This window comes from Lysobacter cavernae, from assembly GCF_042648505.1.
GTDB lineage: Bacteria > Pseudomonadota > Gammaproteobacteria > Xanthomonadales > Xanthomonadaceae > Lysobacter_L > Lysobacter_L cavernae.
The window spans coordinates 570,211-588,366 of record NZ_JBHRXK010000002.1 but is presented as its reverse complement, the minus strand read 5'-3'; the positions used below and the strand labels follow the sequence as shown (position 1 = coordinate 588,366).

At 70.1% G+C, this 18,156-nt stretch carries 15 protein-coding genes; 7 read left to right on the top strand and 8 right to left on the bottom strand.

The features are described 5' to 3' along the window. Positions 1–6 precede the first annotated feature (6 nt). A complete protein-coding gene (locus ACFOLC_RS06950; protein ID WP_386758488.1) occupies positions 7–912 on the bottom strand; it encodes a hypothetical protein in 906 nt (301 codons plus the stop codon). Positions 913–1,261: 349 nt separating this feature from the next. Between ACFOLC_RS06950 and ACFOLC_RS06945 the strand changes: the two genes are divergently transcribed. The 4 genes from ACFOLC_RS06945 (at position 1,262) to ACFOLC_RS06930 (ending at position 6,409) form a co-directional block, all read left to right on the top strand. Beyond that, positions 1,262–1,792: a fimbrial protein gene (locus ACFOLC_RS06945; RefSeq protein WP_386758487.1), complete on the top strand. Its 531-nt coding sequence runs from the start codon at positions 1,262–1,264 to the stop codon at positions 1,790–1,792. A gap of 74 nt (positions 1,793–1,866) precedes the next feature. Then, the gene (locus tag ACFOLC_RS06940) at positions 1,867–2,598 is read left to right on the top strand and encodes a fimbrial biogenesis chaperone (RefSeq protein WP_386758486.1); all 732 of its coding nucleotides are present in this window, start codon (positions 1,867–1,869) and stop codon (positions 2,596–2,598) included. 32 nt (positions 2,599–2,630) lie between these two features. Further along, positions 2,631–5,303, top strand: coding sequence for a fimbria/pilus outer membrane usher protein (locus ACFOLC_RS06935; RefSeq protein ID WP_386758485.1), 2,673 nt, complete (start codon positions 2,631–2,633; stop codon positions 5,301–5,303). A gap of 38 nt (positions 5,304–5,341) precedes the next feature. Then, positions 5,342–6,409 carry a fimbrial protein gene (locus ACFOLC_RS06930; RefSeq protein ID WP_386758484.1) on the top strand — a complete coding sequence of 356 codons (1,068 nt, stop codon included), beginning with the start codon at positions 5,342–5,344 and terminating at the stop codon, positions 6,407–6,409. Between the two features lie 13 nt (positions 6,410–6,422). Here the strand turns inward: ACFOLC_RS06930 and ACFOLC_RS06925 are convergent, their stop codons facing one another. The 4 genes from ACFOLC_RS06925 to ACFOLC_RS06910 form a co-directional block, all read right to left on the bottom strand. Then, entirely contained in the window at positions 6,423–6,746 is a 324-nt protein-coding gene (locus tag ACFOLC_RS06925) for a hypothetical protein (protein ID WP_386758483.1), read from the bottom strand. A 401-nt stretch (positions 6,747–7,147) separates the two neighbouring features. Beyond that, positions 7,148–8,062: a 5'-nucleotidase, lipoprotein e(P4) family gene (locus ACFOLC_RS06920; RefSeq protein WP_386758482.1), complete on the bottom strand. Its 915-nt coding sequence runs from the start codon at positions 8,060–8,062 to the stop codon at positions 7,148–7,150. 78 nt (positions 8,063–8,140) lie between these two features. After that, positions 8,141–8,632 (bottom strand): GNAT family N-acetyltransferase, encoded by a 492-nt coding sequence (locus ACFOLC_RS06915; RefSeq protein WP_386758481.1) that lies wholly within the window; start codon positions 8,630–8,632, stop codon positions 8,141–8,143. Between the two features lie 113 nt (positions 8,633–8,745). Then, positions 8,746–10,725, bottom strand: coding sequence for a UvrD-helicase domain-containing protein (locus ACFOLC_RS06910; RefSeq protein WP_386758480.1), 1,980 nt, complete (start codon positions 10,723–10,725; stop codon positions 8,746–8,748). Between the two features lie 121 nt (positions 10,726–10,846). On the opposite strand from ACFOLC_RS06910, the gene ACFOLC_RS06905 reads away from it, so the two are divergent. The 3 genes from ACFOLC_RS06905 (at position 10,847) to ACFOLC_RS06895 (ending at position 13,225) form a co-directional block, all read left to right on the top strand. Continuing rightward, positions 10,847–11,572 (top strand): hypothetical protein, encoded by a 726-nt coding sequence (locus ACFOLC_RS06905; RefSeq protein WP_386758479.1) that lies wholly within the window; start codon positions 10,847–10,849, stop codon positions 11,570–11,572. A gap of 109 nt (positions 11,573–11,681) precedes the next feature. Continuing rightward, positions 11,682–12,551, top strand: a complete 870-nt coding sequence (locus tag ACFOLC_RS06900) for a methylglyoxal synthase (protein WP_386758478.1) — start codon at positions 11,682–11,684, stop codon at positions 12,549–12,551. A 44-nt stretch (positions 12,552–12,595) separates the two neighbouring features. Continuing rightward, the gene (locus ACFOLC_RS06895; RefSeq protein ID WP_386758477.1) at positions 12,596–13,225 is read left to right on the top strand and encodes a thymidine kinase; all 630 of its coding nucleotides are present in this window, start codon (positions 12,596–12,598) and stop codon (positions 13,223–13,225) included. A gap of 366 nt (positions 13,226–13,591) precedes the next feature. Here the strand turns inward: ACFOLC_RS06895 and ACFOLC_RS06890 are convergent, their stop codons facing one another. The 3 genes from ACFOLC_RS06890 to mutM all read right to left on the bottom strand — a co-directional run bounded on the left by ACFOLC_RS06890 (position 13,592) and on the right by mutM (position 18,091). After that, positions 13,592–16,429 (bottom strand): serine/threonine-protein kinase, encoded by a 2,838-nt coding sequence (locus ACFOLC_RS06890; protein WP_386758476.1) that lies wholly within the window; start codon positions 16,427–16,429, stop codon positions 13,592–13,594. 12 nt (positions 16,430–16,441) lie between these two features. After that, on the bottom strand, positions 16,442–17,005 hold the full coding sequence (locus ACFOLC_RS06885) for an ECF-type sigma factor (protein ID WP_386758475.1): 564 nt from the start codon (positions 17,003–17,005) through the stop codon (positions 16,442–16,444). Between the two features lie 243 nt (positions 17,006–17,248). Continuing rightward, complete coding sequence (mutM, locus tag ACFOLC_RS06880; RefSeq protein WP_386758474.1) at positions 17,249–18,091, bottom strand: bifunctional DNA-formamidopyrimidine glycosylase/DNA-(apurinic or apyrimidinic site) lyase; 843 nt, start codon at positions 18,089–18,091, stop codon at positions 17,249–17,251. Between the last annotated feature and the right edge of the window lie 65 nt (positions 18,092–18,156).

The window sequence follows — 18,156 nt, the reverse complement described above, 5'->3', positions numbered from 1 at the left end:
CCGCGTTCAGCTCGACGGGCGCGCGGCGGCGGGTGCGGCGACCGCCGCGTCCGACGTGGCCGCGGCTTCGGCCTCGGCGTGGCGCAGGATGTCGCGCAGGTACCAGCGGCCGTCGCGGCGCTCGACCTGGAGCTGGGCCTCGATTGCCTGCCCGGCCAGGGTGTAGTGCAGCCGGACCCGGGCGTGGTCGCCGGTTTGTTCGATCAGTGTCGCCTGCACGCTGTCGAAGGCGGCGTCGAGGTTGAGCCCGTAACCGGCCAGCACCTGCTTGAAGCGGCCGAAGAACGGTCCAAGCCGCTCCAGGCTGCGCTGCATGCCGGCCTCGCGGAACCGGTCCGGTCCGGCCAGCCCGGTCAGGCGCGCGGCGGTGACCAGCTGCGGGATCGCCTTGCGGGCGCGTTGGGCGTCACCGAGCGGGGCCTGCTGGCCCCAGCGGCTCATCGCCGCGACCAGCTGCACGTAGTGGGCGCGCTCGTCGTCGCTGTAGTCGCCCTCGCTGCGCAGGTACTGGGTGGCGAACAGGCTCAGCGTCGCCGCGGCCGAGCGCAGCTCGCCGTGGGCGCCGGCGAACTGGCGGTTGTAGGTGGTCAGCAGCTGCTTGTCGGCGCCGGGGGCGGCCAGGGCGGTGATGAAGCCGGGCAGGCGGTCGTCGAGCGGCAACTCGGTCAGCGGCCAGCGCGTGCGGCCCTCGCGCCAGGCGGTTTCGAGCCGGGCGTGCAGCGCCGGCGGCACCGCGTGACGGGCGTACCCGGCGAGGTCGTTGGCGCGCAGGTCGGCGACCAGTTGGGTGACCGCCTGGGTCGGTTGCGCCGGTGCCGTTTCGGCGACCGGCGCGGCGTCGCGCCCGCAGCCGCCCGCGACCGCGACGGCGGCGAGCAGCAGCGCGGCGATGGCACGTCGGTTCGATGGCATTGGCTGCGGCTCCCCCGGTCGCTGACGGAATCTTGGCCGGCGGCCCGGGCGGCGGCAAGCCGTGCCGGTCGGGAATGAGAACGGCGACGGCTTCTCGGCGCACCCGAACCTGCCTGCAGCCGGAAAGCTGACACGACGCGTCAGCTTTGGTCGTCAGGGTGAAGGAAATGTGATCTTTATCCCGTTTGTTAAATCGAGATGTGACCGTTTTCACGATCGTAATGACCAATGGCCTAGGCCTTTCGACAGGTTTGGCACAGTTTCTGCTTCTTGGCCATCGACCCGGCATTCCGCCGGCAGCAACGCGTCCTGCCACCGGTCGATCGACCACCACATCAAAGGTATTCGTATGAAGAAGCTCCTCCTCGTTGCGGCCATCGCCGCGCTGGCCCCGATGCCGGCCATGGCGATCGACGGCACCATCACCGTCAACGGCCAGGTGACCACCGCCACCTGCAAGATCGGCGGCGCCGCCAGCCCGGCCGCGATTGCCGTGACGCTGCCGACGGTGTCGACCACCGCGCTGAACACCCTCGGCGCCACCGCCGGCAACAAGCTGTTCACCATCGCGCTGACCGAGTGCGGCACCAGCCTGACCAGGGCCATCACCTACTTCGAGCACGGCCCGAACATCGACACCGGCACGGGCTTCCTGAAGAACACCGCCGCTGGCGGCGCCGGCAACGTGCAGGTCCGTCTGCTCAACGGCGACATGAGCCCGATCAAGCTCCACCTGGCTTCCGGTGCGCAGGAGTCCAGCGAAGCCACCATCACCAGCGGCGCCGCCAACCTGAACTACTACGCCCAGTACTACGCCCTCGGCCAGGCCACGGCCGGCACGGTGAGCACCAGCGTCCAGTTCACGATGCAGTACCAGTAAGTGCTGCGCCTGCGGGCGCAGCAGCATCGCTGCGCCCGCAACCCACTCCGTTCGATCCCCCTCAGGTACTCCCGATGAACCTCTGGACCCGCGCCCTCGCTGCGGCGCTGCTCGGCGCGTGCGTGTGCGCTCCCCCGGCCCATGCCAACGTCGTGATCGGTGGCACCCGCGTGGTGCTGCCGGCCAAGGACGGTGAGGTCACCGTGCGCCTGACCAATGACAACGAGCGTCCGGCGCTGGTGCAGGCGTGGATCGACCGCGGCGACCCGAAGGCGACGCCGGACACCGTCGACACCCCGTTCCTGGTCACGCCGCCGATGTTCCGAATGGAGCCGCAGCGCGACCAGAGCCTGCGCATCCTCTACACCCGTGAGCCGCTGCCAGCCGACCGCGAGTCGTTGTTCTGGCTCAACGTGCTGGAAATCCCGTCGAAACCGGCGGAGCAGGGCGCGGCCAACCAGAATTACCTGCAGCTGGCGTTGCGCTCGCGGCTCAAGCTGTTCTTCCGCCCGCCGGGCCTGGCGGGCGATCCGTTCAAGGCGCCTGCGCAGTTGACCTTCCGCGCCGCGGCCGGTGAGCTGGTCGTGCGCAACCCGACGCCGTACCACATCACGCTGAGCACCTTGGCGGTGACCGATGCCGGCAAGGCGTACGAGGTCGAGACCGGCATGGTCGCGCCCTTCGCCGAACTGCGCCTGCGCGTGCCGCAGCTGGGCAAGCCGGCGGCCGCCGGCGCCGCCGTCCGCTTCAATGCGATCAACGACTACGGCGCGTCGTCGCCGTTCAGCGCGACCGTGACCCCTTGATGCGACGCGCCGGCTCTCTTTCGCCGGCTGTCTTGAACGTACCGGGCCGCGCCGCGCTCGGTGCGGCGATCGCGTTTGCGTTGCTGGCCTGCGCCCATGCCCATGCCGACCCGGCCGCGCCGGCCGATGCGCAGTTCGATGTCAGCCTGCTCGCGGGCGGCAGCGAGCAGGCGGTCGACCTGTCGCGCTTCGAGCGCGGCAATGCGGTGGTGCCGGGCGTCTATCGTCTGGACCTGTACCTGGCCCAGCAGTGGTCGGGCGTGGCCGACGTGCGTTTCGCCGCCCCCACGCCAGGCACCGCGGCCGTGCCCTGCTTCACGCCGGCCCTGCTGGACCAGCTGGGCCTGCCCCAGGACAAGCTGTCCGATGCCGCCCGCGCCGCCCTGGCGGATTCGGACGGCTGCATCGCGCTGGCCGACCTGATCCCCGATGCCACGGTGACCTACGACCAGGCCGAACTGCGCCTGGACGTGACCGTGCCGCAGGCCTGGTTGGGCTACCGCGCGCGCGGCTACGTCGGCCCGGAACAGTGGGATACGGGCGCGACCGCCGCCCTGCTCAACTACAACCTCAACAGCTATCGCACGCAAAGCGGTGGCCAGAGCCAGACGTCCGGCTATCTAGGCGTCAACGTCGGCCTCAATGTCGGTGCCTGGCGCTTCCGCCACGACGGCAGCCTGAGCTGGCAATCGGCGGCGGCAGGCAACGGCTCGGACCGTCACTGGCAGTCCATTGCCACCTATGCACGTCGCGATATTCCGTCCTGGCGCGCGCAGATCACCCTGGGCGACAGCTACACCAGCGGCGAGCTGTTCGACAGCGTCGGCGTGCGCGGCGTGCAGCTGGCCACCGACGACCGCATGCTGCCCGACTCGCTGCGCGGCTACGCGCCGACGGTGCGTGGCGTGGCCGAGACCAATGCGCGCGTCACCATCCGCCAGAACGGCGCGCTGCTCTACGAGACCACGGTGACACCGGGCCCGTTCGTCATCGACGACCTCTACGCCACCGGCTACGGCGGCGATTTGAACGTGAGCGTGACTGAGGCCGACGGCCGTGTGCGCGAGTTCGCCGTGCCCTACGCCTCGGTGCCACAGCAGCTGCGTCCCGGCCTCTACCGCGTCGCTGTCGCCGTCGGCCGAGTGCACGACCAGGGCCTGCAGGACGAACCGGAACTGCTGCAGGCCACCGTGCAGCGCGGCCTCACCAACACCGTCACCGCGTACGGCGGCCTGCTCGGCAGCGACGGCTACTCCGCCGCGCTGGGCGGCCTGTCGCTCAACACCCGCCTGGGGGCGATGGCGCTGGACCTGACGGCCGCCCGCACGCAACTGCCGGGCGCGGACAGCACGACCGGACAAAGCCTGCGCGCGACCTACAGCAAGATCCTGCCGACCACCGGCACCTCCTTCAGTCTGGCGTCCTATCGCTACTCGACCAGCGGCTACTACAGCCTGCGCGATGCGCTGCTGGCGCGCGACTACGCCAACGGCGCGCTGGTCAACGGCGATCTCAATGCGCTCGACGCGTCGCAGAACCTGCCCGGCGTGCTTACCCCGGCGCAGCGCGAGGCGCTGCAGGGCCGACGCAATGCCGACCTGCTGGCCAACCCGTACGGCCTGGAGCGTCAACGCAACCGCTTCGACATCAACCTCAGCCAGACCCTGGGCGAGGCCGGCGGCAGCGTGTACGCCACCGCGTCGGCGCGCGACTACTGGAACCGCAGCGGCACCGACGTGCAGTTCCAGCTGGGCTACAGCAACAGCTTGCGTTCGCTCAGCTACGCCGTGTCGGCCAACCGCGTGCGCGATGTCGACGGGCGCTACAGCAACCAGTTCTACCTGAGCTTCAGCCTGCCACTGGGCACCAGTCCAAGGGCGCCCAGCCTCACCGCCAGTGCCACGCGCGACGACAGCGGCCAGACCCAGGGGCAGGTGACCTTGTCCGGCCAGGCGGGTGTCGATGGCCAGTTCACCTACGGCGCCAGCGCCGCCCACGGCGATGACGCCGGCACCTCCGGCAGCGTCAATACCGGTTACCGCGGCAGCTACACCGTCCTCAACGCCAGCTACGGCCAGGGCGATGGCTATTCGCAGGCCTCCTTCGGCATGGCCGGCGCGGTGGTGGCGCATCCGGGCGGCGTCACCTTCGGCCAGCCGGCCGGCGACACGCTGGCGATCGTGCAGGCGCCGCACGCCACGGGCGCGCGCGTCATCAGCGCGCCGGGCGTGCGCATCAACCGCTTCGGTTACGCACTGGTCCCGTACCTGACGCCGTACCACATCAATAGCGTGGAGCTGGACCCGAAGGGGGTGTCGCTGGACGTGCAGCTGGCCGCCACCAGCGCGCGCGTGGCGCCGTACGCCGGCTCGGTGGCGATGCTCAGGTTCGAGACCGAGTACGGTCGCACCGCGCTGGTGCGCGCGCGAACGGGCGACGGCCGCGCCGTGCCGTTCGGCGCCGAAGGCCGCGACGCGCAGGGCCGCGTGCTCGGCATCGTCGGCCAGGGCGGTCGCCTGCTGGTGCGCGGCGCGGACGCGCAGGGCACGATGACCCTGAGCTGGCAGGAAGAGGGCGAAGCCCGTCAGTGCCGCGTCTCCTACCGCATGCCGTCGTCGCCGCAGGCCGCTGCGGCGACGTCCGACTACCCGACGCTGGACGTGCGCTGCACGCCGGACGCCCCTTCCGCCGTGGCCGCGCAGTGACCGCCACCGCTCACGATGCCGATCGATGACCCGTTGCCATGAACCTGCCTGACCTTCCCCTCGACCTTGCCCCGCGCACCGTAGCGCGGGTGCGGTCGCTGATGCGGTTGCTGGCCTTGCTGGCGATCGTCGCCGGCCTGGCGGCGTTGCCGTGGAGCGCGCAGGCGGCGACGTCGAACTGCAGCACCTCGGGCGGTGTCATCAGTTTTGGCACCGTTGTCGTTTCGTCGAGCCAGGCGACCGGTTCGGTGATCGCGGAAGTGCCGGTCAGCATGACCTTCAATTGCACCGGCATTCCCGCGTTGACTGGCAACCAGGGGCTCTACCTCCAGGCCGGCGACCTGGCCACGCGACACTCTTCCGACACCGGCTCCGGCGGGATCGTGTTTGCCACCAGCGTCGCCGGCGTCGCGCTCAAGCTGACCGGCAGCCCGTTCCAACCGTCCTCCAACGCCTGTTTGCGCTGCGGTCCCGGTGCGACGCGCGGTTTCGAGATCGGGCCGATCACCAGCAACGGTGGCAGCGGCAGCATCACCGAGAACTTCACCGCGCAGCTCATCAAGACCGGGACGATCGCCCCGGGCACGCTCAACACCATCCGGCTGATGCAGTTCTACTGGTACGAGTACGGGGTGACGCCCAGCAGTGGGCCGATGGCGACACCACTGCAGGTAAGCGCCGCGATCGTGCGGACGCCGACCTGCGGCGTGAACGCCGGCACGAAGGATTTCACCGTGACCCTGCCCACCATCAGCGTGCGGTCGTTGCCGGCGCCCAACGGAACCACGGCCGGGCGCACCGGCTTCAACCTCAACCTGACCTGCGAAGCCGGCGTCAACACCAGGGTCACTCTGGACAGCAACCGGCAACACGCGAGCCTGACCGGCGTCGTCCGTCAGGCTCTCGGCAGTGGCAACGCCAACAACGTCGGCGTGCAGATTCTCGACAGTGCATTCAACCCCGTGCCGTTCGACAGTGCGCGACCCGTGGGCATCAGCCCTTCGGGAGCGTGGCAGATCCCCTTCTACGTGCAGTACTACCGGCTCGGCGCTCCGGGTGCGGGCAGGGTGTCGGCCACGGTGACCTACACGATGACGTACAACTAGCCGGCGCTGCGGTTCAGTCGTACACCTGCGTGGCCAGCCACGCCGACGTGCCAGCGGCGCGCAGGTAGTTGTCGTGGTAGCTGATCAGCTGCGAACCCGGCAATGCGCTGGCGGCCGGTTCGACCCTCAGGGAATAGTGGGTGCTGGCCGATGTATCCGGGCAACGTGCCTGGGTGCTGTGCGGCAGGGCCCTGGCCGCCGGCACGCCGAGTGCGGGGCCGCAGGTCGGCACGACCACGCTGCCGTGGAAGGAGATCCGGCCGTCATTGGCCTGCGCCGCCGGCGATACCGCCAGTGCCCAGAGCAGGATGCCTGCTGTTGCGCCGAGTCGACCCATGGCAGTCCTTGCGCTCCACTCCGCCTGATACGCCCATGCGCCTTATTGGCAGGCGGGCGTCGGGCTTGAGGGCATAACCCCCCGTGCGTGAAGAAACTGCAGTGGTCGCGTCACGTCGGGTGACGGGTGGCCTGCGCGACAGGGCGGAACCGGGTCAGCTCGCCAGCACGATGGCGGGGCAATCCCGCGGCTGCGCGCAAAGAAAAAGGAGGCGCGGGGCCTCCTTTAAATCCGGCCGCAGCCGGAGGGACTTCGAGTTGTGGCATGGCTCCGGCTCGCGCCGGATGGGAGCAGACTAACCGCCCTCAAAACCTAATGCAACACCTCAAGATATATTATGTAAACAATTGATTTATAAGTAAGTAATACTTGTGCGACGCACCAGCTGGTGTTGCCGTCGCTCAGGGCGCCACGTCCAGCGCCTGGCGCTTGGTCTCGCGCCGCGCCGCGCGCGATTGCGACCAGTCGTTGTTGAACAGCGCCGGCTCCCACGAGCCGTAGCTCGGATTGGGCAGCATCCACCAGCGCTCGCCGAACCAGTCGGCGTACTCGTCGAGCAGTTGCGCGCGGCCGTCGCGGGTGTTGGCGGTGATCTGGACGAAATCGCCGAGCTGGTCGCCAAACTGCATCAGCACCCGGTACTGCTGCCCGGCCAGGCGGCGTCGGCAGTTCTTCTCGCTGCCGTGCTGCTCGCAGCCGTCAAGCACGGTGCCCAGGCCGAGGAACACGCTGTCGTCGGCGACCGGCATGCCGACCGCCCTCAGGTTGGCCAGGGTGGCGTCCTTGAGGTGCACGGCGCGGTTGGACAGGTACACGATGGTCACGCCCTTGGCCGCGGCGGCCTTGGCGAACTCGACCACGCCCGGCACCGGCCTGGCCTTCTTCTCGGCGACCCACTGGTCCCAGCTGAGCTCGTCGTACGCCCTGCCGTTGCGGACCAGGCGCGCCTGGTACGGCGAGTTGTCGAGCACGGTCTCGTCGACGTCCATGATCACCGCAGGCTTCAGGCCGGTGGCGGCGTTGCCGCGCTCGTCCGGCACCAGCGCATCCCAGTGCTTCTGCTTCAGCGCGGCGTCGAGTCCGTCGGCGGCGGCGCGGTAGACGGTGATGGTCGCGGCCTGGTACTCGGCCGATGCCTGCATCCACAGCACCGCGTTGAGGTTGTCGTCGGCGGCGACGGTGGCCGTGGCGGCGCTGGCCGGCATCGCGGCCGCGACCGGTGCGGCGGGCTGGGCGGCCGGCGCGTCGCTGCGCTGGCAGGCGGCGAGCGCGAGCGCGCCGCTCAGGATGGACAGGGTGAGGACGCTGGTGCGCATCGCGGTCCCGGATCTGGAGGGGGCCGCGAGTGTAGCCGAGGCCGGCGGCCGCGCCCGCCGCGCGGGCCGTCGCGGTGATCAGGCCGTGGCGGTTTGCAGTGACACCTGCTTGCGGCCTTCGGCCACCCATTGCGTGCCCACCTCGCGGAAGCCGAAGCCGGCATGGAAGCGGCGCGAGGCCTCGTTGAGCGGAACCACGTAGAACTCGCAGGTCACGGTGGCGATGCCGCTCCCGCGCGCGAACGCGAACAGGTCTTCGTACAACCGGCTACCCAACCGCCGACCCTGGTGCGAGGCGGCCACGACCACGCGATCGATGTAGAGGAAGCGCTCGTAGCGCTGCGCGAACCAACGGTAGTTGGGGCTGTCGTAATCGGCGCCCTGCGCGAACGCGAGCAGGAACGCGACCACCGCGCCGTCGTCGCAGAGCACGCGGTGGTAGGCCGCCTGCGCGTCGAGCCGGGCCAGGCGCGCAGCGCTCAGTGGGCTGAGCAGCTGCTCGGATTCGAGGTTGAGGGCCAGGATCGCGGCGTGATCGGCGGCGTCGGCGCTGCGGATGTCGATGGCCATGGCGTGGCGCGGTGGCAACAGGGGGCGGCCAGCCTAGCGCGAGGCGGGTCACGGCGCCGCCACGTACAGCGCGATCGGCAAACGAGGCTGTGGGCGGTGAAGTGACGGGAGGGCTAACCTTCCAGCAACGCCTTGATCGCGGCAAATCCGGCGCTGGCGCGCTCCTGCTTGCGCGCCGCATCGGCGACCGGGTCGGCGCCGTCGCGCTGGACCTCGACGGCCGGCAGTTCCTCGAAGAAGCGGCTCGGCTTGAGGCGGATCTTGTCGCCCCAGCGCTGCGTCTCCTTCGAGTGCGACAGCCACAACTGCTCCTTGGCGCGGGTGATGCCGACGTAGAGCAGGCGCCGCTCTTCTTCCAGCGAGCCCTCCTCCAGCGCCATCTCGTGCGGCAGCGTGCCGTCCTCCATGCCGACGATGAACACGTAGCGGAATTCCAGGCCCTTGGCCGCGTGCAGCGACATCAGCCGCACCTGGTTGCCGGCCTCGCCCTTGTCGGCATGCGACAGCAGCGCCAGCTGCGCGGCCAGCTCGCCCGGGCCGGAGCCCTTGCCACCGTCGAACCAGTCCGACAGCTCTTCCAGGTTTTCCTTGCGGCGCTGGTAGCTGGCCTCGTCCTTGCACTGCGCGCGGATCGCCGCGAGCAGGCCGCTCTTGTCGGCCAGCGAACGCACCAGCTGCGCCGGGCTGATCTTGAACGCTTCGCCGCGCAGATGGCGGACGATGTTGACGAAACCGTCGAGCGCGTTGGATGCGCGCGGCGCCAGTTGTTTCAGCACGCCGATCTGCTCGGCGGCACGCGACATCGGCATGTGCGCGCGCTGGGCGATCTCGGCCAGCTTGGCCAGCGTGGTCGCGCCGACCTCGCGCTTGGGCGATTGCACCGCGCGCAGGAACGCCGCGTCGTCGTCGGGGTTGGCGATTAACCTCAACCACGCTAGCGCGTCCTTGACTTCGCCACGCTCCAAAAATGCGGTGCCGCCGGACAGGTGATACGGCACGCGCAGCAGCTGCAGCGCTTTTTCCAGCGCGCGGCTCTGGTGGTTGCCGCGGAACAGGATGCAGAAATCGCTCCACGGCGCCTGCTTGGCGGCGGCCAGGAAGTGGATCTCGCCGGCGACCTTCTCCGCCTCGTGGGCGTTGTCGCGGCACTCCCAGACGCGGATGCGCTCGCCGTCGGCCTGGTCGCTCCACAGCGTCTTGGGATGCTCGTGCGGGTTGTGCGCGATCAGTGCATTGGCGGTGCGCAGCACGCGGTTGGAGCAGCGGTAGTTCTGTTCGAGCTTGACGATCTGCAGCGCCGGGTAGTCCTTGCCCAGCTGCAGCAGGTTGTCCGGGTTGGCGCCGCGCCAGGCGTAGATCGACTGGTCGTCGTCGCCCACGCAGGTGAACAAGCCCTTGTCACCGGCCAGCGCCTTGAGCAGGCGGTACTGGGCGTCGTTGGTGTCCTGGCACTCGTCGACCAGCAGGTAGCCGATGCGCTCGCGCCAGGCCAGGCGCAGGTCTTCCTCGGCCTCCAGCAACTGCACCGGCAGGCGGATCAGGTCGTCGAAATCGACCGCGTTGAACGTGCTCAGCCGCGCCTGGTAGCGCTGGTACAGCAGCGCCGCTTCCATCTCGCGCGGGCTTTGCGCCGCGGCCAGGGCCTCGTCGGGCGACAGGCCGGCGTTCTTGGCGCGCGAGATCAGGTTGCGGGCGTTGTCGATGACGTCGTTCTTGCTGCCCGGCGGCAACAGGTCCTTGATCTGCGCGCTGCTGTCGTCGCTGTCGAACACCGAGAAGCCGCGGCGCAGCCCGGCCTTGGCGTGGTCGATCTGCAGGAAGCGCAAGCCCAGTGCGTGGAAGGTGCACACGGTCAGGCCGTCGGCCGCGTCACCCTTGATGCGCTTGGCGACGCGCTCTTTCATCTCCTTCGCCGACTTGTTGGTGAAGGTGATCGCGGCAATGCGCTTGGCCGGCATGCGGCCGGAGGCGATCAGGTGCGCGATCTTCTCGACGATGACGCGCGTCTTGCCGCTGCCGGCGCCGGCGAGCACGAGCAGGGGGCCGTCGGTGTGCAGGACGGCGGCGCGTTGGGGGGGGTTGAGGCCGTGCATGGAGGCGCTATTGTAGGAGCGGCTCGCGGCATTGCGAGTCCGTGGCGAAGAATGTCCGGCATCGAACGGACGACGGCCATCGAAGACCGTGCGCTGGGGCGCAACACACAAGGAGATCGTGATGGACTGGAGCGCAATCGTGCTGGCCTGTTGTGCGCTGGCTTCTGGCGGCAGCGCGCCGGAGGCCGAAGCCGAAGCCGCGGTGCTGGCCGATACCGACCGCACCAATCTCTATGAATTCGACTTCCGCCGCCGCTTCGCCGCGACCCATCCCAATGAATTGTGGCGCCTGTATGGCGCCGACAGCGCGCGCAAGGGCGACTGGCAGGACGCCCTGCGCCACTTCCGCCACGCCGCGCGTTATGCCGACAAGTACTCGCAGCACCGCATCAGCCTGATGTACTGGCACGGCGTCGGGGTCGAGCGCGATCCGGTGCAGGCCTACGTCTGGGCCGATCTGGCGGCCGAGCGCATGTACCCGCAGTTCCTGCTGCTGCGCGAGAAGATGTGGCAGGCACTCGACGAAGGCCAGCGCCAACGGGCGCTGCGCGACGGCGTCGCACTGTATGCGCAGTACGGGGACGACGTGGCCAAGCCGCGCTTCGCCCAGGCCATGAGCCGGGCGCGCACGCAGGTCACCGGCAGCCGCACCGGCTTTGTCGGCAACCTCGCGGTCACCACGCCGGGGCCGGGCGGCGAGCTGTTCGGCGGCAACGGCAGCCTCGACCTGGCCGGCATGCACGCACAGGAGCGCTACGACCCCGAGCGCTACTGGAAAGTCGAGGACGCATTGCGCGGCGACGGCAACGTCGATGTCGGTCCGGCCGAAGTGATCGACGGGCGTTGAGGCCGGCGGCGTGTCGAGCGCGGCGCGCGCAGGCCGTTAGTGCAACAGCTCCACCGCAGACTGCTGTCCTTCCCTCATCCCCACTGTTCGCCCTGTGACGGAGCCCGCGATGCACCTCGGCCTGGCCGCCAACCGCCTGCACCACCTCAGTGAGGACGCCGCGCTGTTCCGTTGGCTGCGCGCCTGCGAGGCCGGCATCCGCGAGCTGCGCCTCGATCTGCACACGGTCGGCCGCACCTACGACGCGATCGCCGCGGCGGGCATGCTGTCGGGCTACACCGGCCTGCGCCGCTACCCCTATGGCCGCGAGGGCGGGCTGATGAAACTGGTGGCTGAGGTGGTCGGGCTGGACGGCGAAGGCCGCACGCTCGACGGCGCGATCTACCTGATCGACCCGGTCGATCCGTCCTCGATCTTTCCCGAGGCGGTCGCGCTCAAGCGCCAGTGCGTGATCCACGGCAAACCGTTCCTCACCACCGTGGCCTCGGCGCGCGACTGGATCGAGGTCGAGCGCGTCCATGCCGGCCTCGCGCCGGACCCCGCGGCCGACCGTTTCCACGCGTTGGAGTCGCAGACGCTGGCGCTGATCGCGCACGACGCGATGAAGGCGCAGATGCTGGCCTTCGCCGCCGAGCACTTCGAGCTGCTGTCGCGCTTTGCCCGGCGCGTCGCCACCGGCACCACCGGGCAGCGCCTGAACGAGCTGGCCTGGAGCCGCGGCTGGCCGCAGGACCGGGCCTGGGTGCACCGTTACCAGAGCGGGCCGATGGGCGGCGACGCGCAGATCGCCGACCTGGTGCTGGAGCGGCGCTGCCAGCGCGCGCTCTTCTTCGAGGACCCGCACGTGGCGCGCCAGCACGAGGCCGACATCCAGCTGCTCGAGCGCGCGGTCACCACCGTGACCGACGAGGCGGTGTGCATCACTTCGCCGGCGGTGGCGCAACGCTGGGTCGCGGCGGTGTACCAGCGCCGGCGATGACTGCGGCGCATGCCGGGCCGCGCCGTCCGGAATAGAATTCGCGGATGGCCAAGCTCTATTTCTATTATTCGGCGATGAACGCCGGCAAGACCACGACGTTGCTGCAGTCGGCGCACAACTACCGTGAGCGCGGCATGCGTGTGGCGATCCTGACGCCGCGCCTGGACGACCGCGCCGGCAGCGGCACGGTGGCCTCGCGCATCGGCCTGCGCGCCGATGCCATCGCCTTCGAGCGCGACGACGACCTGGAGGCGTTGATCCGCCGCGACATTACCGCGCACGGCACGCTGCACTGCGTGCTGGTCGACGAGGCGCAGTTCCTGAGCCGCACGCAGGTGTGGCAGCTCAGCGAGGTGGTCGACGCGCTGCGCATCCCGGTGCTGTGCTATGGCCTGCGCACCGATTTCCGCGGCGAGCTGTTCGAGGGCAGCCAGTACCTGCTGGCCTGGGCCGATGAGCTGACTGAGATCAAGACCATCTGCCACAGCGGCAAGAAGGCGACGATGGTGGTGCGCGTCGATGCTCAGGGCCGCGCCGTGCACGAGGGCCCGCAGGTCGAGATCGGCGGCAACGACCGCTACGTCTCGGTGTCGCGCGCCGAGTACAAGAAGATCCTGCGCGGCGAGGGCACGATCGAGCCGCTGCAGCCGTCGCTGCCGCTGTCGCGCAGCTAGCTAGCTGCGATGTTTCAAGAGGTTGTTCCTTTCGCGGAATGGAAGCTGACGTTTGGAGGCATCAGCCTCTCCCTCCGGTTAGGAGGATGCAATGCAACCTCTTGAAACATCACGGCTAAGCCTGTCGCAGCCTATGCGACGAGGATCGGGACACTCAATCTGCGGGATGCTTTGCCATTCCACCTCCCTTCTAAATTGTCTGCCGACAGGGGGAGGGCACTATGGCCGACATATCGCTATCGGACGAGCGCAGAAAACCAAAAGTCCCGCAGGGATAAAAGCCTTGCTGGGACTACGTTTTCAGCACTTACAAATTGTGGCCGAGGACGGAATCAAACCGCCGACACGGGGGGGGGCAACATCCCGCTAGCCGCAACCGCGCACGATCGCCTCGACCTCGCGCGGGATCACGCCGCCGTCGGGCTGCGCGGTCTGCAGCAGCTGCTGCAGGGCGGACAACGTCGCCAACGCCGGCTCGCGGTCCGGGCCGTGGCAGCGCAGCTGCGCGCCATAGGCTTGTGCGCGCCAGGCGACCCGGCGCAGCTCGGGATCGGCCTGCGGCAGTGCGGCCAGGGCATCCAGGCGCACCAGCGCGGCGGCATCGCCGTCGAGCGCCTGCTGCCGCGCCAGCGCCAACTCGGCGCGGCGCGTGTTCGGGTGCGTGGCGCCGTAACCGTTGCGGGTCAGCACCACCGCGCGTTCGAGCCGGTCCAGGCCGGCGTCGTGCTCGCCGAGCGCGATTTCGATCTCACCGAGCAGGCGCTCGCTGTCGCCGATCGACGGATGCGTGTCGCCATGTCGCGCCGCGCGCAGCTCGCGGGCCTGCTCGGCGGCCTTGAGCGCGGCGTGTTCGTGGCCGCTGCCGTGCAGCACCCGCGCCTGCGCGTACAGGCTGTCGGCCAGGCGCAGGCCGTCGCCGCTCTGCCGCGCGCGGGTGACGGCGCTCTGCATCGCGCTCAAGGCCCGCGGGGTTTCGCCGCGTTCCCAGGCGATCAGGCCGAGATTGCGGTACAGGCCGGCCAGCTCGGCGTTGCCGCGTGCGGCCTTGGCCGGGTCGCTGCGCGACGGCGCCAGACGGCGCAGCGTCTGCTCCTGCACCTCGCGGAATTCGAGTTCGGCCTCGGCATAGCGGCCCTGGTCGAGGTGCAGCTTGGCCAGTTGCCGGCGCACCGCCAGGGTCGAGGGATGCTGGGTGCCGTAGACCTCGAGCGCGACCGCATAGGCCTCGCTCGCCTCACGCTCGGCGGCATCGACCTGGCCGAGGTCGTCGCGCAGCACCGCCAGCTTGTGGCCGATCTCGACCTGCAGCGGATGGCGCTCGCCGACCTTCTGCTGCAGCTGTGCGCGTGCCTGGGCATAGCCCTGCAGGGCCGCGTCGCGCTGGCCGGCATCGGCCTGCAGGCCGGCCAGGTCGATCAGGTTCTCGACCGAGCCGACCTCGTCGCGGTCCGGGCCGTCGCGGCGCAGCGCCAGGGCGCGCTCGAACAGCTGCCGCGCGCCCTGGCGCTCGCCGTTGTCGCGGCGGCAGCGGCCGAGTTGCGAGTAGAACTCGCTGACCTGCGGCGGCAGCTGCGCCTGTTCGCGGCGGGCGACGCCGAGCGCCGGCTGCATCAGTGTGATGCATTGCGGCGCCTCGTCGAGCAGGCGCAGGGCCTGGCCGCGCTGGGTCAGCGATTCCAGTTGCAGGCTGACCGGCGTGTCGTCGCTGCCGGACAGGATCCCGGCCTGGCGGTTGAGCAGGGCCAGTGCCTCGCGGTAGTCGCCCAGGCCGATGCGCAGCCGCGCGATCACGCCGAGCAGTTCGGCGCGCGCGCGCGGTTGCCGTGCCAGTTCGCGGTTGCCGCGGGCCAGCGAGGCGTCGAGCAGGCCGCGCAGGTCCAGCGCCTGGCCTTCCGGGGTGCCGCGCGCGCTCTCGAACACGCCGACCATGAAGTCCTGCATTGCCTGCGCGCGGCCGGCCTCCTGCACCGCCTGCCGCGCCTGCCAGGCGACGATGCCGAGTGCGGCGCTGAGCACCACCGCGACCAGCGCCGCGGTCGCCAGCGCCCAGCGGTGCCGGCGCAGGTACTTGCCGAAGCGGTAGCCCAGGCTCTGCGCACGCGCCTGCACCGGCCGGCCGGCCTCGTAACGTTGCAGGTCCAGGGCCAGCGCCTCGACCGAGGGGTAACGCTGCTCGGGACGCTTGGACAGCGTCTTGAGCACGATGTTGTCGAGGTCGCCGGCCAGCAACCGCGCGTGACGGCGCAGCGCGTGTGCGTCGACGCCGGCGTCCTCGGTGCGGCGCAGCACCATCTGCGAGGGCCGCAGCGGATCGGCGCCCAGGATCGCCTCCTCCCACTCGGCGTCGGTCTGGCGCTTGAGCCGGTAGGGCTTGGTGTCGGCCAGCAGCTCGTACAGCACCACGCCCAGCGAGTACACGTCGGTCATGGTGGTGACCGGCTCGCCACGCACCTGCTCCGGCGCGGCGTAGTGCAGGGTGAAGGCGCGCACGCCGGTGCGGGTCTGCTCGAGCACCGGTGCGTCGGTGTCGAGCAGCTTGGCGATGCCGAAATCGAGCAGGCGCACGTCGCCGCCGGGCGTGACCAGGATGTTCGACGGCTTCAGGTCGCGGTGCACGATCAGGTTGGCGTGGGCGTGGCTGACCGCGTCGCAGATCTGCTGGAACATGCGCAGCCGCTGCTCCAGCGGCACCTGGTGGCTGCGGCAGTAGTCGGTGATCGGCTCGCCTTCGACGTACTCGAGCGCGAGGTAGGGCACGCCGTCGCCACTGACGCCGGCGTCGAGCAGGCGCGCGATGTGCGGGTGCGCCAGCCGCGCCAGGATCTGCCGCTCGCGCGAGAAGCGCAGGCGCAGGTTGCTGTCGGCCAGCCCCGGGCGCAGCAGTTTCAGCGCGACCCGGCGCTGGTACAGGCCGTCGGCGCGCGCGGCCAGCCAGACCTGGCCCATGCCGCCCTCGCCGAGCAGGCGCTCGATCCGGTACGGGCCGATCTCGGCGCCGGCGCGCAGGCCGGCCATCGGCGTGATCAGCGGCTCGGTGAGGAAGTCCTCGTGGTGCTCGTCGAGCGTGATCAGCGCCTGCAACTCGTCGGCGAGCGACGGGTCGTCCTCGCGCAACTGTTGCAGGCGTTGCGTGCGGGCCTCCGGGGCCAGCTCGAACAGCGCATCGAGCAGCGGTGACAGCCGTTGCCAGCGCTCGGGGTCCATGGGGTCGGCGGCTCAGCTGTCCTTGAGCGAGGCCAGCAGGAACAGCCGCGCTTTCTGCCAGTCGCGGCGGATGCTGCGTTCGGAGCGTTCCAGCAGTGCGGCGATTTCCAATTCCGACAGGCCGGCGAAGTAGCGCAGCTCGACCACGTGCGCCAGGCGCTGGTCGACCGCGGCGAGCTTGGTCAGCGCGGTGTCCAGGCCGAGAGTCTCCTCGTCCAGGCGCAGGCCGCCTTCGACGTCGTCGGGCAGCTCGGTGACGCGGTGCAGGTCGCCGCCGCGCTTCTGCGCCAGGCGCTGGCGCGCGTAATCGACCACCACCGAACGCATCGCCGAGGCGGCGTAAGCGAAGAAATGCGCGCGGTCGTCAAACTGCGCCTCGCGCCGGCCGATCAGCTTGAGGTAGGCCTCGTGCACCAGCGCGGTCGCGTCCAGGGTCTGGCCGTGCTGGCCGGCGAGCTGGCGCCGCGCCATCGTGTGCAGCTCCTGGTACAGGGTGGCGAGCACGCGATCGAGCGCGGCGCGGTCGCCTTCGCGCGCGGCATCGAGCAATAAGGTGATGTCGGCGGTTTCGGTCATTGTGACCCCCGGGCGCAGTGGCCGGACTATAACCGTTTCCCGGGCTTGGCCGCCCGGGAAACCCCAAAGTGCGCTGCGCGAACTTTGGGCCCCGTCGGCGTTGCCATACCCCGTTCGCGCCTGCGGCGCGAATCGCCCCTAACTAAGGCAACGCTGATCAAGTCGCTTTTGCCCGTCATTTCCGCCTTCGCGGGAATGACGGCGGATGAAGCCGGCCGAGTGGATAGGTGATGCGTGCCCGAACTACCGCTGGCAATGCCCGCACCAGACCGTCGCGCGCTGGCCGATCGTGGCTTGCTTGAGGGGCCGGCCGCAGCGCGGGCAGGGTTCGCCGCCGCGGCCGTAGGCCGACAGCTCCTGTTCGAAGTAACCCGGTGCACCGTCGGGGCTGATGAAATCGCGCAGGGTGGTGCCGCCGCGGGTGATGGCCTGGCCGAGGATCGTCCTGATCGCCGCGGCCAGCTGCGCGTAGCGCTCGCGCGAGACCTTGCCGGCCGCGCGCAGCGGCGACACGCCGGCGGCGAACAGCGCCTCGGCGACATAGATGTTGCCGACCCCGACCACCACGCGCTGGTCCATCAGGAAGGTCTTCACCGGCGCGCTGCGGCCGCGACTCAGCGCGAACAGGTAGTCACCATTGAAAGCCGCGCCGTCGCCCCCCTCCGACAGCGGCTCCGGGCCGAGCCCGGCCAGCAGTTCGTGGATTTCGCCCGCTGGCTGCCACAGCAGGCAGCCGAAGCGGCGCGGGTCGTTGAAGCGCAGCACGCGGCCGGGTGTCGCGCCGGCGCTATCGAGCGCGAGGTCGACGTGGTCGTGCGCGCGCAGTGGGGTGTCGGCCGGCAGCACGCGCAGGCTGCCGGACATGCCCAGGTGCAGCAGCGCGCTGCCGGCGGCGGTGTCGAGCAGCAGGTACTTGGCGCGGCGGCGCACCGCGGCGATGCGCTGGCCGGGCAGCACCTCGCGGATCTCGGCGGGGATCGGCCAGCGCAGGTCGGGCCGGCGCAGCGTCGCCGCGGTGACGATGCGGCCTTCCAGGTGCGGCGCCAGGCCGCGTCGGGTGGTTTCGACTTCGGGCAGTTCGGGCATGCGCCCAGCGTACTATCAGTTCCACGAGAGTCAGTTCCGCGAGAGCAGCGCACGGCGCGCCACAC